12 protein-coding genes and 1 pseudogene are annotated in these 15,772 nt (G+C 64.6%); 5 read left to right on the top strand and 8 right to left on the bottom strand.

Features of this window, described 5'->3' with window-relative positions; genetic code table 11:
* The 5 genes from ACNQVK_RS15195 to ACNQVK_RS15175 all read left to right on the top strand — a co-directional run bounded on the left by ACNQVK_RS15195 (position 1) and on the right by ACNQVK_RS15175 (position 6,295).
* Entirely contained in the window at positions 1–1,269 is a 1,269-nt protein-coding gene (locus ACNQVK_RS15195; protein ID WP_418030169.1) for an amidohydrolase family protein, read from the top strand.
* A gap of 3 nt (positions 1,270–1,272) precedes the next feature.
* Positions 1,273–2,232: a D-2-hydroxyacid dehydrogenase family protein gene (locus ACNQVK_RS15190; RefSeq protein WP_418030168.1), complete on the top strand. Its 960-nt coding sequence runs from the start codon at positions 1,273–1,275 to the stop codon at positions 2,230–2,232.
* A 160-nt stretch (positions 2,233–2,392) separates the two neighbouring features.
* Positions 2,393–2,833: an MmpS family transport accessory protein gene (locus tag ACNQVK_RS15185; RefSeq protein ID WP_418030167.1), complete on the top strand. Its 441-nt coding sequence runs from the start codon at positions 2,393–2,395 to the stop codon at positions 2,831–2,833.
* The gene (locus ACNQVK_RS15180; RefSeq protein WP_418030166.1) at positions 2,830–5,706 is read left to right on the top strand and encodes an RND family transporter; all 2,877 of its coding nucleotides are present in this window, start codon (positions 2,830–2,832) and stop codon (positions 5,704–5,706) included. Before ACNQVK_RS15185 ends, ACNQVK_RS15180 begins: the two co-directional genes overlap by 4 nt.
* A 22-nt stretch (positions 5,707–5,728) precedes the next feature.
* Positions 5,729–6,295: a TetR/AcrR family transcriptional regulator gene (locus tag ACNQVK_RS15175; RefSeq protein WP_418030165.1), complete on the top strand. Its 567-nt coding sequence runs from the start codon at positions 5,729–5,731 to the stop codon at positions 6,293–6,295.
* Between the two features lie 88 nt (positions 6,296–6,383).
* Here ACNQVK_RS15175 and ACNQVK_RS15170 read toward each other — a convergent pair whose 3' ends face one another.
* The 8 genes and pseudogenes from ACNQVK_RS15170 to ACNQVK_RS15135 all read right to left on the bottom strand — a co-directional run bounded on the left by ACNQVK_RS15170 (position 6,384) and on the right by ACNQVK_RS15135 (position 15,717).
* On the bottom strand, positions 6,384–6,575 hold the full coding sequence (locus ACNQVK_RS15170) for an excalibur calcium-binding domain-containing protein (protein WP_418030164.1): 192 nt from the start codon (positions 6,573–6,575) through the stop codon (positions 6,384–6,386).
* 166 nt (positions 6,576–6,741) lie between these two features.
* Positions 6,742–7,389, bottom strand: a complete 648-nt coding sequence (locus ACNQVK_RS15165; RefSeq protein WP_418030163.1) for a dihydrofolate reductase family protein — start codon at positions 7,387–7,389, stop codon at positions 6,742–6,744.
* 80 nt (positions 7,390–7,469) lie between these two features.
* The gene (gene mbtM / locus ACNQVK_RS15160) at positions 7,470–9,035 is read right to left on the bottom strand and encodes a long-chain-fatty acid--ACP ligase MbtM (protein WP_418030162.1); all 1,566 of its coding nucleotides are present in this window, start codon (positions 9,033–9,035) and stop codon (positions 7,470–7,472) included.
* Positions 9,032–9,301 (bottom strand): annotated as a pseudogene (locus ACNQVK_RS15155) (acyl carrier protein); the annotation flags it as partial. The pseudogene ACNQVK_RS15155 and the gene mbtM, both read right to left, overlap by 4 nt.
* Positions 9,302–9,402: 101 nt before the next feature.
* Positions 9,403–9,999: a GNAT family N-acetyltransferase gene (locus ACNQVK_RS15150; RefSeq protein ID WP_418034171.1), complete on the bottom strand. Its 597-nt coding sequence runs from the start codon at positions 9,997–9,999 to the stop codon at positions 9,403–9,405.
* Between the two features lie 592 nt (positions 10,000–10,591).
* Complete coding sequence (folP, locus tag ACNQVK_RS15145) at positions 10,592–11,392, bottom strand: dihydropteroate synthase (RefSeq protein WP_418030161.1); 801 nt, start codon at positions 11,390–11,392, stop codon at positions 10,592–10,594.
* A gap of 10 nt (positions 11,393–11,402) precedes the next feature.
* Positions 11,403–12,299, bottom strand: a complete 897-nt coding sequence (locus ACNQVK_RS15140) for a mycobacterial-type methylenetetrahydrofolate reductase (RefSeq protein ID WP_418030160.1) — start codon at positions 12,297–12,299, stop codon at positions 11,403–11,405.
* A gap of 25 nt (positions 12,300–12,324) precedes the next feature.
* The gene (locus ACNQVK_RS15135; protein WP_418030159.1) at positions 12,325–15,717 is read right to left on the bottom strand and encodes a pyruvate carboxylase; all 3,393 of its coding nucleotides are present in this window, start codon (positions 15,715–15,717) and stop codon (positions 12,325–12,327) included.
* Positions 15,718–15,772: the final 55 nt, after the last annotated feature.

The following is a 15,772-nucleotide window of genomic DNA, read 5'->3' as shown; positions in this document are numbered from 1 at the left end:
ATGAAGTCCATCGACGAGCTCGCCGGCAATCTCAACTTCACCACCGCGCAGCAAGGCGCCGAACGCACGGTCACGTTTCTTCCCGAACCGCAACGGGCCGAACGCCTGTACACCGTGATCTCGGTCGACGATCACATCGTCGAGCCGCCGGACACCTTCACCGGCCGGGTGCCACGTAAGTTCGCCGACCGTGCCCCGAAGGTCGTCGATACCGAGAACGGCGGGCAGACCTGGATGTACGACGGCCAGTCTCTGCCCAACGTCGGCTTCAACGCCGTGGTCGGCCGGCCGGTCTCCGAATACGGATTCGAGCCGGCGCGGTTCGACGAAATGCGCCGCGGCGCCTGGGACATTCACGAACGCGTCAAGGACATGGATCTCAACGGCGTGTACGCGTCGCTCAACTTCCCGTCGTTCCTGCCCGGGTTCGCCGGCCAGCGGCTGCAGCAGGTGACCAAAGACCGGGATCTGGCGATGGCCGCGGTGCGGGCCTGGAACGACTGGCACCTCGAAGCATGGGCCGGGCCCTATCCCGACCGGATCATCCCGTGCCAGCTGCCGTGGCTACTCGACCCCGAGGTCGGCGCCCAGATGATCTACGAGAACGCCGAACGTGGTTTCCACGCCGTGACATTCAGCGAGAATCCCGCCATGCTCGGGCTGCCGACCATCCACTCCGGCTACTGGGAGCCGATGATGGCGGCGTGTGCCGAGACGGGCACGGTCGTCAATCTGCACATCGGGTCCTCGGGCTCGGCACCGTCCACCACCGACGATGCTCCGCCGGATGTTCAGGGTGTGCTGTTCTTCGCCTACGCCATCACCGCCGCGGTCGACTGGCTGTACTCAGGTCTGCCCAGCCGCTATCCAGACCTCAAGATCTGCCTGTCCGAAGGTGGAATCGGTTGGGTGGCAGGGCTGCTCGACCGGCTCGACCACATGCTCAGCTACCACCAGATGTACGGAACCTGGAAGGCGTTGGGAGAAACTCTCTCCCCCGCCGAGGTGTTCACCAGGAACTTCTGGTTCTGTGCGGTCGAAGACCAGTCCTCGTTCGTGCAGCACGAACGGATCGGTACCGGCAACATTCTGCTCGAAGCCGACTATCCGCACTGCGATTCCACCTGGCCGCACACCCAGGCCACCATTCACGAGCAGATCCAGGGCCTGCCCGCCGAGGTGATCCGGAAGATCACCTGGGAGAACGCGTCCCAGCTCTACCAGCATCCGGTGCCACCGGCGGTGCAGAGCGATCCGAACGCCTACTGATCCATGACCGAACCGCTGCGCATCGCCGTTCTCGACGACTACCAGGGGGTCGCCGGCACCGTCGACTGGACGCCCATTCCCCGCGCCACCGAGATCACGTCACTGCGGGAACACATCGCACCCAGCCAGGCCCTGGTCGAGACGCTGGCCGGCCACGAAGTCGTCGTCGCGATGCGGGAGCGCACCCCGCTCGACGCGACGCTGCTCGCCCAGCTATCCGACCTGAAGCTTCTCGTGACCACCGGACCGTTCAACGCCGCCATCGACGTGGCCGCCGCGCACCGACTCGGTATCACCGTGTCGGGCACCGGCGGAGCGATCACCCCGACGGTCGAACACACCTGGGCACTGATCCTGGGACTGCAGCGACATCTGGTCACCGAGGATCAACGCATCCGCAATGGGCTGTGGCAGAGCACGATCGGCGGCGACCTGCACGGAGCTACTTTGGGGCTGGTCGGAGTGGGCCGGATCGGCAGCCGCGTGGCCGCGATCGGCAAGGCATTCGGCATGAACGTCATCGCGTGGAGCCCCAACCTCACCGACGAGCGGGCGGCCAAGGCCGGCGTGGTCCGGGTGGAGCGGGAGGCGCTGTTCGCCGACGCCGACGTGGTGTCGCTGCACATGGTGCTCGCCGAGTCGACCCGGAGCCTGATCGGTCGCGCCGAACTGGGCGCGATGAAGCCGTCGGCGATCCTGGTGAACACCTCGCGCGGCGGCCTCATCGATGAGCCGACCCTCGTCGAAGCACTACGCAGCAAACAGATTCGGGGCGCGGCGCTCGATGTGTACCAGCACGAGCCGCTGCCTCCGGGCAACCCACTGGCGTCCCTACCCAATACGCTGCTGACCCCGCACCTCGGGTATGTCACCGAGGGCGTGATGACGATCTTCTACCGCGACATCGTCGAGGACATCGCCGCCTTCTGCAGCGGTTCCCCGCTACGTCCACTCACCGCGTAGGTCACCAAAAAATTCCGTTTCGCAAACAACTGTGAGGTATCTCAATATCCCTTAATGGAACGTTGAGGATCCACTAAGGGCCTGTTACGTTCAGCCGATCAAAACGCGGTCGGATGGGGTTTCCGTCGGCATGCGCCGAAACGGAGAGGTGGATTTTGCCGTGGCTACGCTATTTCGGCTCGCCAAACGCTTCTGGATTCCCTTGGTGTTGGTAGCTGCCCTCGCCGTCAGCGGCTTCGCGATGAACCGCATGCACGGGATCTTCGGTACCCACATCAACACCGAGCCGGGGCAGTCCGCCGCTGACGACATCGTGGAGTTCAACCCGAAGCGCGTCGTCTACGAGATCGAGGGTCCCAGCGGGACGAGCGGCCATGTCAGCTACCTGGACGCCGATGCCCAGCCCCACACCGAAAGTTTCACCTCGTTGCCGTGGCGGCACGAGGTCGTCACCACCCTGCCCACGGTGTTCGCCAATGTGGTTGCCCAAGGAGATAGCGAAGTGATCAGCTGCCGGATCGTCGTCAACGGCGAAGTCCGAGACGAGCAGACCGTGAACCAGCACGACGCCCAGGCCTTCTGCTTGGACAAGGCCGCATGAGCAACCACAGCGCCGCCCCCGCACAGTCGGACAACCCCTCACACAGGGGCATCGCCCGCGTCATCCGTGTCGCCGCGATCCCGATCATCCTGGCGTGGGTCGTACTCGTGGTCGTCCTCAACGCCCTGGTCCCCCAGCTCGAGGTCGTCGGCCACGAGCACGCCGTGTCCCTGTCGCCCCAGGACGCACCGGCGCTGGTGGCGATGAAGAAGATCGGCGATCGCTTCGATCAATTCGACTCCGATACGATCGCGATGGTTGTGCTGGAGGGGGAACAGCCGCTCGGCACCGAGGCTCATCACTACTATGACGAGTTGGTCCGCACACTGCAGGCCGACACGAAACACGTTCAGCACGTACAGAATTACTGGGGCGACCTGATCACCGCGGCGGGATCCCAGAGCACGGACGGCAAGGCCGCCTACGTACAGGTCAACCTCGCAGGCAACCAGGGCGAGACGCTGGCCAACGAATCGGTCGCCTCCGTCCGCAAGATCATCGACGAGTCCAATCCGCCCGCGGGCGTGAAAGCCTACGTCACCGGCCAAGGTCCGCTCACCACGGACATGAACGAAGCCGGCGACAAGAGCATGGTCAAGATCACCTTCGTCACGATCGCCGTGATCGCCGTGATGCTGATCGTCGTCTATCGGTCGATCGCCACGATGCTTCTGATGCTCATCGTGGTGCTGTTGGAGATGTCGGCCGCGCGCGGTGTCGTGGCGGCCATCGGCCACGCCGGCCTGCTCGGCCTGTCGACGTTCTCGGTGAGCCTGTTGACCTCGTTGGCCATCGCGGCCGGAACCGACTACGCGATCTTCCTCGTCGGCCGATATCAGGAGGCGAGACAGAAGGGCGAGGAACGGGAAGACGCCTACTACACCGCGTTTCACGGTGTCGGGCACGTCATCCTCGGCTCGGGTCTCACGGTCGCCGGCGCCATGCTGTGCCTGCACTTCACCCGGCTGAACTACTTCAGTTCGATGGGTATCCCCAGTTCCATCGGCATGTCGGTGGTGGTGCTGGCCTCACTCACACTCGCTCCGGCGATGCTGGTGGTCGGCAGCCGATTCGGTCTGCTCGACGCCAAACGTGAGATCCGGTCGCGCGGTTGGCGCAGGCTCGGCACCTCGGTGGTGCGCTGGCCGGTGCCGATCCTGGCCGCGGCCATCGCGGTGGCACTTGTCGGACTGCTGGCCCTGCCCGGCTACAAGACCTCCTACAACGAGCGCCTCTACATCCCCAAGGATCTGCCGTCCAACGTCGGATATGCCGCCGCCGAAAGACATTTCACCGCGGCGCGGATGAACCCCGACCTGCTGCTGGTCGACGCGGGCCGGGATCTGCGCAACCCCGCCGACATGATCGTGCTGGACAAGATCGCCAGGGAGCTGATCCGCGTCCCCGGCGTGGCCCGCGTACAGAGCATCACCCGGCCGCTGGGCCGCCCCATCGCGCACAGCTCCGTGCCGTTCCAGGTGAGCATGCAATCGGTGTCCATGACCGAAAACCTGCAGTTCCTGCGTGAACGCATGGGCGACATGAATACGCTCACCGACGATCTCGGCCGGATGATCGTGATCATGGAGAACATGCTCGGCCTGATGAACCGGATGACCGACATCACCCATGAACTCACGGCCAGCATGAACGACATGCAGGCCAGTACCAACGAAATGCGGGATCACATGGCTGATTTCGACGATTTCATGCGGCCGATGCGGAACTACCTGTACTGGGAACCGCACTGCTACGACATCCCGATGTGCCATTCCATGCGCTCGTTGTTCGACGGGCTCGATGGCATCGACACCATGACCGAAACCCTCTCGGAATCGGTGAAGAACATGAACGAGATGGATCAGTTGATGCCGCAGTTGGTGGCGCAACTGCCACCGATGATCGCCATCTCGAAGTCCATGCAGGGCACGATGAAAACGATGTTCAGCACGTTCAACGGGCTGATCGACCAGATCGGCAGGATGACCGACACCGCGTCGGTGATGGGCCAGGCGTTCGACGACGCCCGCAACGACGACTCCTTCTACCTGCCGCCCGAGGCCTTCGACAACCCGGACTTCAAACGCGGTCTGGCTCTGATGGTCTCGCCGGACGGCCAGGCCGCACAGTTCATCATCACCCACGACGTGGATCCGGCCACCGCGGAAGGTATTTCGCATGTCGAGCCGATCCTGAAGACGGCCCGGGAGGCGATCAAGACGACGCCGCTGGCCGACGCCAAGATCTACCTCGGCGGCACGGCGGCCACCTACAAGGACATCCAGGTCGGCGCCCAGTGGGATCTGCTGATCTCGGCCTGCGGCGCGATCACGTTGATCTTCATCGTGATGCTGTTGATCACCCGCGCGCTGATCGCGTCGTTCGTCATCGTCGGCACCGTGATCGTGTCCCTGGCCGCATCGTTCGGTCTGTCGGTCCTGGTGTGGCAGTACCTACTCGGGATCGATCTGCACTGGATGACCCTGGCGTTCTCGGTGATCATCCTGCTGGCCGTCGGATCGGACTACAACCTGCTGGTGGTCTCGCGGATGAAGGAGGAGATCAGCGCGGGCATCAACACCGGCATCATCCGGGCCATGGGCGCCACCGGCGGCGTGGTCACCGCGGCCGGCCTGGTATTCGCGTTCACGATGGCGTCGATGGCCACCAGCGATCTCATCGCGATCGGACAGGGCGGGACCACCATCGGCCTGGGCCTGCTGTTCGACACCCTCGTCGTTCGCTCGCTGATGACACCGACGATTGCCGCGATCCTCGGCCGCTGGTTCTGGTGGCCGCTGCCGGTGCGTCAGCGTCCGGCGCGTTTCCTCTCTGATCGGACCGCACCGATACCGGTGGCGAGAATGTCGTGACCCGCGTCGATACCATCGACGCATGAGCACAGGCGAGCTCTCGGCCACCCAGTCGCGCACCCGTGGTGCGATCATCGAGGCCGCCGCCGTCGTCCTAGCTGACGACCGGACCGCGACGTTGCCCGATATCGCCAAGGCGGCCGGGGTCGGCCGCACCACGGTGCACCGCTACTTTCCCGACCGGGAAAGCCTGATCAACGCGACAATTCTCGACTCGGTGCAGGTCGTGACCAACGCCGTGGCCGCTGCCGCGCCTGAGGATGGCTGCGCGATCGAGGCGATGCGGCGCGTCATCAACGCGATGATCTCGGTCGGCAGCCGGCTCCTGTTTCTTTTCGACGACCCCAACGTTCTTCGTGGCCTGCCACCCGAGGTGGTCCCCGACAACAGCTATCTCACCACCCTGATCGAACGCGGCCAGGCCGAAGGCGTGTTCGATCCGGAATCGAGCACACAATGGCTCGAACATGCCCTCTACGGTCTGGTGATGTGGGCCTGCCAGGACTCCAAGGACGGTCTCATGCCGCAGCACGCCGCCGCTCCCGCCGTCATCCGCACCTTCGAGCGCGGAGTGCGTTGCCGCGATTGACGCGGTACCTCCTCTGCGACGAAACAGCCCCGGTCCCGCATGAGCGGGGCCGGGGCTGTTCACTGTTCTCGACTTGGTGATCCTCGAACTACTCGCAGGCGATGCCGTCTCCGTCGCGGTCCAGATGCGATGCATACCCCGGTTCACCCTCATGTATGGGGGCGGCGCCGGCCTGCCGGGCGGCGCTGCAATTCTTGTAGTAGGGGTCGGCTGCGGCTGTAGCCGACCCGCCCAGGACAAGACCACCGAATATCGCTGTCGCGATGAGTGCACGAACCATGGAGAGCTCCGATCTTGATATTGACGCCTGCGTCAGGCAAGCGCAGCGTAATCGGAACGCGCCATTGATCTATGGCAATTGGGAAAACTGGCGTGACCGTTTGCTCAGATCACGAATGAGTCGGTCTCACCAGCAAGTCTGTCGTGGTCAGCGCAGCCTCCGGGGCTCAGCGTCTCCAGAACAGATGATGGGTGACCGCGCCGCCGGGGCTGGGGACGACGTCGTGATGGAACCCGTCGTTCAACTCATCGGGTGACTCCCACAGACGCGACCCGCTGCCCAAATCCACGGGCGACACCGCCACATGCAAGGTGTCGACCAGGTCGGCGTCGAGGAACTCCCGGATGGTGCTCGCTCCCCCGCCCAACCGAACATCCTTGCCCTGCGCCGCGACCCGGGCCTGCTCCAGCACGGTCGCGGGATCGGCGTTGACGAAGTGGAACGTGGTGTCGGACAAGCTGAACGACGGCCGCTCGTGGTGGGTCAGGACGAACACCGGGGTGTGGAACGGTGGCTCGTCGCCCCACCAGCCCTGCCAGTCGTGGTTTTCCCAGGCACCGCGGTATGGACTGAACTTGTTACGGCCCATGATCTCGGCACCGATGTTGTGATGAAAGTCCCGGGTGAGGTAATCGTCGAGGCCCCGGCTGCCGCCGGGCTCCGTCCGATTGGGCCAGCTGGCCGTCGCGCCGGCCCAAGCGAACATCGTCCCCGGATCGGCGTGGCCGAAGGGACGCTCAAAGCTCTGGTTCTCACCGGCACCGAATCCGTCGCCGGAGACATTGAAATTCTGGACTTTGAGCAGTTGGGCCACGTGTTCTCTCCCGTTCGGTTCAGCGGTGGATGCTGATTGGACTCGGGACGAGGGTAAAACTCATCGCGCGCACCAGGCGGCTACCGGGCGGCCTCCAGTTGGCGACGGACCTCGAGCCGCCGGAGCTTTCCCGACGATGTGCGCGGCAGTGATCCCGGCGACATCAGCACGACGTCGGCAGGAGTGACACCGCACACCGACACGACCCGCCGGATCACGGCGCTGCGGGTGGTGTCCTGCTCGGTCCCGATGAACTCCGCCGCCACCAGTAGCCGCGATTGCGCGGCGCCGGATTCGGTGCCGACCGCGACGACCGCTCCTTCGCGGACACCGTCCACCTCACCGACGACCTGCTCGATCTCGGTGGGGAAAATATTGCGTCCCGCGATCGTGATGATCTCTTTCGAGCGGCCACAGATCACCAGCGCACCGTCGACGAGGTAGCCGATGTCGCCGGTCGGGAACCACTGGCCGTTGCCGCCCACGTCGACGGGTTCATCCCCCAGGTAGGACGTCATCATCGACGAACCGCGGATCTCGACTTCCCCGGACTCACCGGTCTCGTCGTGTGCAGACGGGACGATACGAATCTCCATGCCCGGCACCGGACGACCCAGCAGCGCGTAGCGCCGGGCGGTGTCCGCAGCGTCCGGAATGTCGATGCGCAGGCCTTCCCCGGGCGCGGGGATGGTCACCGCGCAGGTCGACTCTGCCATTCCGTAGGAGGGCGCCATCGCACCCGCGTCGAAGCCGAACCGGCTCATGCCGATGGCAAATCGATCGACTCCGGCGCAGTCGACAGGTTCACCACCGTTGATCGCTACCCGCAGCGCGCCGAGATCGACGTCGGAGACGCGGTTGGCGAATCGGCCGAGCACCGAGTAACCGAAGTTCGGACCGGCAGTGAGGGTTGCGCGTGATTCGGACAGCCATTCGGCCCACCGGAGCGGCGCGGCCGAGAACGCGCCCGTCGGGGCCAGCCACAATGACCCGCCGGACATAGTCGATGTCAGCACCATCGCCAGGCCCATGTCGTGGTAGATCGGCAACCATGAACACCCGACGTCGTTGTGGCCCAGCGACAATCGCTGGGTGACGGACATGATGTTGTTCAGCACCGCCTCCGGTGCCAGCACCGCGGTGCGTGGAGTCCCGGTGGATCCGGCGGTGCCCTGCAGGATGGCCACGTCGGCATTGTCGGGATACCGCAGGTGCGTCGATGTCGGCGTGCGTGCGGCATCGGCGATGTCGCACACCGCCAGCGGGGAACCTGCGTCTTGGAGCAGTTGCAGGGTGGCGCCGTAGCTGAACACTGTCGTCACGCCGATGCTGTGGAACCGAGCCAACGTCGCCTGCGCCCACTCCGACGGTTCGGCACCGCGTTGGGGACGCGGAAGGATGGACACCCCCGAACCCGCCAGCCACGAACCCTGAATGGCGGCAATCAATTCCACCGTCGGTTCGCCGACCAGTCCCACCGCGCCGGGCTGGTCCCGGCCCAGCAGGTAGGCCGCAATACTCTCGGCGATTCCGTGTACCTCGGGCCACGGACGGCGCTGCCAGGTATCGGTCTCGCGATCCAGGACCACCAGGTCGTGCGGCGAGCCGACCATTGCCTCCCGGAGGGCTCCTGCGAGCGGGTTCACGCCGCGCTCCTGCGGTCGATCACCGACTGCAGATCTCCGACGGTCCGGCAGGTGATGAGGTCTTCCTCGCTGAGCTGCACACCGAACTTCTCCTCGATGCTCACCAGGCCCACGGCGAACGACACCGAATCCATCCCGAGGTCGTCGACGAGACGTGTAGCGGCACTGAGTGACTGACATGGGAGTTCGAGGTCGTCACGCAGGATGGAGACCAGCCCGTCGGTGACGGCGAGCGACGTCGGTGAATTGGTATCGGTCATATGTGAGTATCCGGCTGGTCGATGAGACCAAGCCTCACCTTTCGTTTCCGGTGCGGATCAATTGATTTGGAACCGGCTGTCGAGCAGCCGGATTGAACATTCTGGTGTCACGCCATCCATTTCCGGGCGGTGTCCCGGTCCAGTTGGTAGAGCGCCATCCTGCGGTTGGACATCCGGTGCTCGCCGAGGAATCGGCACCCGGCGAACTCGCACAACCCCCGCACCGTTGCGTTGCGGTGGTCCGGGTCGAACATGATCCGCTGACAGTCGGGATCGGCGGCCAGGACGCTTGCGACGATTTTGGGCAGCAGCATCGGGCCGAGCCCACGGTTGACCAATTCCTCGTCGGCAATCGCGCCGTGCAGCCCCAGATCGTGCGGCTCACTGTCGTACCGATCGGCGATGGAATCTTTGGCGGCACGGTAGATTTCGAGGTAGCCACGGTCCACACCACCGATGCTCAGGACCAGAGGTAGTGAATAGTCGCCGTCGACCTGCGCTTTCAGATGATTGCGCCAGCGCTCGACCGGCCAGTCATATTCCCAGGTCTCGGCCAGGTGCGGCCGATTCATCCACTCGGCGATCAGTGTGGCGTCGTCGTCGGTGGCCACCCGAACCTTGCTCGGCCGCAACAGTTGTGGAACTGGCGGTCCCGGGGCTTGCCGTACAGCGTCGGAAACCTCCGTGAGTTCGCGTGGAAGCACCGGATAGTCCGGTGAGTAGCCATCGTGGCGCACCAGGGATTGAGCCGTAGCGCCCCCTGTCCGCGATGACACGTCAGTCACGCGCCGCGCTGCGTTCGAGCACGCGCATCACCAGTTGCGCTGTGCTGCAGCACTTCATCGCACGTCAAATGCCTATCCCCCTATGTCCGGCGCAGGTCGGAGGACGCCACCCATGTGTGTGCGCCGCGCCCAGACCCGCAGCCTCCTCAGATCAGCGAGGGTGACACTAACTAAATCTCCTCCAACGGTGGGGAGTCCCTTTCCGTACGCACGCCGAGCTCTGGTGAAACCCAAAACAACCGTCAATATTCGGCGCGGTTTCAAAAACCCAGTACAACAGCCTTTTTCGCACCCTCGCGGAGCACCACAGGCGTCAGACGACGACGACAGCACTTCGACTCATGGGTGCGGTCCGATGCGATGCAATCGGGGTATCTCCGCGAACGCTTCTGCCCAACGAGCGGGGTTGTTGTGGTCGGTTTTCTCCGCCGGGGGCGCGTCTCAGCCAATTCCGCATCAGTGCATACGCATCAGGTGTGGGCTATCCCACACTTCGCGGGCCGATCCGGCGTCACGGTGCCGTCGGCGATCCCCAGATCGCCTGCAACATTGCGATCGTGTCCAGTGTCTCGACGACGTCGTGAACTCGGATGACATCGACACCGGCCGACCACGCGGGCGCGACAACGGCCAGAGATCCAGCCAGCCGGCCGTCCACTGCGCGTCCGGTGACGTTGCCGACGAATGATTTTCGGCTCACTCCGACCAGCACTGGAAAACCGTGATCGCAGAGTTCAGGAAGCCGGCGCAGCAACTCCAGGTTGTGTCGAGGGGATTTGCCGAATCCGATGCCTGGATCGATCCACACCGGAGCGGCGCCGCCGGCGGCAGCTGCCTGCGCGACCCCGGTGACAAAGCCCGTCACGTCGCTGACCACATCTTCGTAGTCCGGGAAGCCTTCGGCGAGGACGGGAACCGTGTGGGCGTGCATGCTCACGTAACCGACGCCGAGCCGCCCCGCAACGTCGCAGAGCTTGCCCGAGACGTCGTTGATGATGCCGGCACCGGCCAGTACCGCCTCTTCGGCCACCTCGCGATTGCGGGTGTCCACCGAGACCGTGCCCAGATGGGCAAGCCCAGCGACGACCGGAAGCACGCGGTTGCGTTCCTCATCGATCGACACCGGGGTGGCACCCGGGCGAGTGGATTCTCCACCCACGTCCACCGCCCACGCCCCGGCTTCGAACATCCGTCGGCCCGCCGCGATTGCCAGTGCGGTGACGTCGAATCTGCTGTCGACCCAGAAAGAGTCGGGAGTGGCGTTCAGCACCCCCATCACCTTCATCTGGCCGGGATTGGACCGTGCGTTCATCGCGATCCGATCAGGACGCCTGTTTTGGTGACCAGTACGCCAGCATCTCGGCGAACGTCTCGAACGCCGGCCGGGAAACGCCATATGGCGCCTCGAAATGCAGGCTCAACGGAAACCCGAGGCCGACCACCCCGTCGATGACCCTCTTGTACAGATCAACCAGTTGTCTCCTTTTCGCGGCGGGCTCACCGGCCGCCAGAGATCTGACGAAGGCCTGCTCCCGCGCAACGGCGTCATTGCCCGGGTCCTGGATCAGCCAATCGATGAGGCCGACCTTGTTCTCCAGCTTCGGCACGAAACCGAATGACAGCAAGATCTCCGGCCGGTGGTTGCTTTCCAGAGCGAACCGCCGCAGAAACTCGACCACCGCATCCGAATAGAGGAGTTGCGTCATGGCGAACGTGGCGCCCTGATCGCATTTGAAAGTGAAGCGGCCCCGCTCGCCATCGCGGGTCGGGATCAGGATCACCCCCCGGTTCTCGACGAGACCGTCGAATTTCGACAATGCGTCAGTCGGCGCGACGCCGGAGCCTTCGCCGTCACTCATGGTGCGTGGCACCCCGACGAAGATCACCCCGTCGAAACCCGCCGCACTCAAGTCGGTCAGCCGATCCCGCAATACCGCCTCGTCTGAGAATGACGTGACCTGCGTGCACAAGCCACGCACACCCGGAAGCTCGGTTTGGATGGCCTGCCAGTAGTCCAGGACGTCCATCTTGGGCTTCATCTCAATGGGGCGGTCACCATCCTCGGCAATCATCGCCGGGAGCATGACGTGGCCGAGACGTCCTGCCATGCCGCTCTCCGCGGAGAGCTGCGCCACCTTTCGCGCCTCCTCCAAGGCCTGGTCGACTCCGAGGTCGATGTTGGGTGGCACCAGCTCGAGCGCGACCGTGTTCAAGGGCACAGGTATCTCCAAAGCAGCCACCGCACTATCCGACGACGACCAGCAGATCGCCGCCTTCAACCTGAGCGGTCCGCGCGACCGCGATTCTGTTGACCGTGCCGGATTCGGGCGCGGTGATGGCTGCTTCCATTTTCATGGCCTCGATGGTCGCGATCGATTGGCCGGCTTCGACGACCTGGCCCTCAACGACATTGACCGAAACCACGCCCGCGAAGGGAGCACCAACATGGGCAGGGTTGTTCCGATCGGCCTTCTCAGCGGCCGGGACCTCACTGGCGATGCTGCGGTCGCGCACCACGATCGGCCGCAGCTGTCCATTGAGGATGCACATCACCGTGCGCATTCCCCGCTCGTCGGCTTCTGAAATCGCCTCGAGCCCGATCAGCAATTCGACACCGGGATCCAGTTTGACCCGATGTTCCTCGCCATGACGCAGACCGTAGAAGAACTGGTTGGCACTCAGCCTCGAAGTATCGCCGTACTCCTCGCGGTGTGCCTCGAACTCGGCGGTGGGCCCGGGGAACAACAACCGGTTGAGAGCCGCCTGCCGCTTGGGCCCCGGTGCGGCCAACAAGGTTTCATCCTCAGCGGACAGATCCTGTACCGGTCTGGCCGGGCCCCGACCATCGAGCGCCTTGGACCGCAGAGGTTCCGGCCAACCACCCGCAGGATCTCCGAGTTCGCCCCGCAGGAAACCGATCACGCTGTCCGGAATGTCGTAGCGAGCCGGGTCGACGGCGAATTCCTCGGCACCCACACCCGCTCCGACGAAGGCCAGTGCGAGGTCCCCCACCACCTTGCTCGACGGGGTGACCTTCACCAACCGGCCCAACATCCGGTCAGCGGCAGCGTAATTCGCCTCGATGTCTTCGAAGCGGTCACCCAGTCCCAACGCGATGGCCTGCTGCCGCAGGTTACTCAACTGGCCGCCGGGGATCTCGTGGGTGTAGACCCGTCCGGTGGGAGACGCAGGACCCGACGCCACTACATCAAACGGAGCGTAGACGCGGCGCAGCGCCTCCCAGTACGGCTCAAGGTCACACACGGCATCCAGTGACAAGCCGGTGTCGAACTGGCTGTGCGCGGCGGCAGCCACGATCGACGACAACGACGGCTGACTTGTGGTGCCGGCCAACGGGGCCGCGGCACCGTCGACGGCATCGGCCCCGGCGTTCCACGCCGCGACATAGGTGGCCAGTTGGCCGCCGGGAGTGTCGTGGGTGTGCACGTGCACCGGAAGGTCGAACCGTGATTTCAGAGCGCTCACCAGAGTGGTCGCGGCAGGTGCACGCAGCAGCCCGGCCATGTCCTTGATGGCCAGCACATGCGCTCCGGCCTCGACGATCTCCTCGGCCAGCCGCAGGTAATAGTCGAGCGTGTAGAGACGTTCGCCGGGGTCGGACAGGTCGCCGGTGTACGACATCGCGACTTCCGCGATGGTCGTGCCGGTATCGCGGACTGCATCGATGGCCGGGCGCATGGAGTCCACGTTGTTGAGAGCATCGAAAATCCGGAAGATGTCGATCCCGGTTGCCGCTGCTTCATCGACGAACGCACGCGTCAGCGTCTCCGGATATGGCGTGTAGCCCACGGTGTTGCGACCCCGCAACAACATCTGCAGGCAGATGTTGGGCAGTGCCTCGCGCAACGCTGCCAGCCGCTCCCAAGGATCCTGCTTGAGGAACCGCAAGGCGACGTCGTAGGTCGCACCTCCCCAGCACTCGACGGACAGCAGCTGCGGCATCATCCGCGCGATGTAGGGCGCGACACGTATCAGTCCGCTGGTGCGGACCCGGGTGGCCAGCAGGGATTGGTGTGCATCACGAAAGGTGGTGTCGGTGACCCCAATTGCCTTGCCGTTCCGCAGCCAGGCGGCGAAGCCTTCGGGACCGAGTTCAGCCAGCCGCTGCTTGGAGCCTGCAGGTGCAGGGGCGGTCAGATCGCACGCGGGTAGCTTGTCGCGCGGGTAGACGGCCGACGGGCGTGGGCCGTGCGGCTGGTTGACCGTCACATCTGCCAGATAGTTGAGGATCTTGGTGCCACGATCCGCGCTACCACGTGCGGTGAGCAGCTGGGGTCGTTGCTCGATGAACGACGTCGTCACCCGTCCTGCTATGAAATCCGGATCGTCGAGAACCGCTGCCAGGAACGGGATGTTGGTTGCCACCCCGCGAATCCGGAATTCCGCCACAGCGCGACGGGCCCGCGCCACCGCCGTCGGGAAGTCACGACCCCGGCAGGTCAGCTTCACCAGCATCGAATCGAAATGCGCGGCCACTTCGGCGCCCAGGTTGGTTCCTCCATCGAGCCGCACACCGGCACCGCCGGGTGACCGGTACCCGGTGATGCGCCCGGTATCGGGACGGAAGCCGTTCGTTGGATCCTCGGTGGTGATCCGGCATTGCAGGGCCGCCCCGCGAATCTTCACGGCGTCCTGGGCCAGCCCGAGATCGGCCAGGGATTCCCCGCCTGCGATCCGCAGCTGGCTCGATACCAGATCCACATCGGTGATCTCCTCGGTCACCGTGTGTTCGACCTGTATGCGGGGGTTGCACTCGATGAAGACGTACCGGCCCCGCTCATCGAGCAGAAACTCGATCGTACCCGCGCAGGAGTACCCGATCTGGCGTGCGAATGCGACGGCGTCAGCACAGATCCGCTGCCGTAGCTCGGGATCCAGATTGGGAGCCGGCGCCAGCTCGATCACCTTCTGGTGGCGCCGTTGCAGGCTGCAGTCGCGCTCGAAAAGGTGGATGACGTCACCCTGGGTGTCAGCCAGGATCTGCACCTCGATATGCCGCGGGTTGATCACCGCCTGTTCGAGGAACACTGTGGGATCGCCGAAGGCGGACTGCGCTTCGCGGCTGGCCGCCTCGATGGCTTCCTTCAGGTCAGCCGGTTCGTTGACTCGGCGCATGCCCCGACCACCGCCGCCGGCAACGGCTTTCACGAACACCGGGAAGGTCATCGATTCCGCTGCCGTCAACAATTCCTCGACCGAACTCGACGGAACCGAAGAAGCCAGCACCGGAAGACCCGCCTTGCGGGCCTCGGCGATGGCGCGCGCCTTGTTCCCAGTCAGCTCCAGCACGTCGGCCGACGGGCCCACGAACGTGATTCCCGCCCGCTCGCATGCCCGTGCCAGCTCGGGGTTCTCGGACAGGAACCCGTACCCGGGATAGATCGCATCCGCACCCGCCTCCAGGGCAACCCGGATGATCTCGTCGACCGATAGATAGGCACGGACCGGATGACCTTCCGCACCTATCTGATACGACTCGTCGGCCTTGAGCCGATGCTGAGAGTTTCGGTCCTCATAGGGATAGACGGCCACCGTCGAGAGCCCGAGTTCGTAGGCTGCACGAAATGCGCGGATCGCGATCTCGCCGCGGTTGGCGACCAGAACCTTGTCGACCACTGTTTCCTTTCAAAACATCACACCCGATCCTGCGAGCAGTCCCCCGCAAGCGGAA

It is taken from the genome of Mycobacterium sp. 134, from assembly GCF_048282715.1.
Lineage (GTDB): Bacteria > Actinomycetota > Actinomycetes > Mycobacteriales > Mycobacteriaceae > Mycobacterium > Mycobacterium septicum.
This window is presented reverse-complemented; position numbering and strand designations above follow the sequence as displayed.

Coding starts and splice junctions, on each gene's coding strand:
- ACNQVK_RS15195 (WP_418030169.1), top strand. CDS start 1: ATGAAGTCCATCGACGAGCTCGCCGGCAATCTCAACTTCACCACCGCG.
- ACNQVK_RS15190 (WP_418030168.1), top strand. CDS start 1,273: ATGACCGAACCGCTGCGCATCGCCGTTCTCGACGACTACCAGGGGGTC.
- ACNQVK_RS15180 (WP_418030166.1), top strand. CDS start 2,830: ATGAGCAACCACAGCGCCGCCCCCGCACAGTCGGACAACCCCTCACAC.
- ACNQVK_RS15175 (WP_418030165.1), top strand. CDS start 5,729: ATGAGCACAGGCGAGCTCTCGGCCACCCAGTCGCGCACCCGTGGTGCG.
- ACNQVK_RS15170 (WP_418030164.1), bottom strand. CDS start 6,575: ATGGTTCGTGCACTCATCGCGACAGCGATATTCGGTGGTCTTGTCCTG.
- folP (WP_418030161.1), bottom strand. CDS start 11,392: ATGAACGCACGGTCCAATCCCGGCCAGATGAAGGTGATGGGGGTGCTG.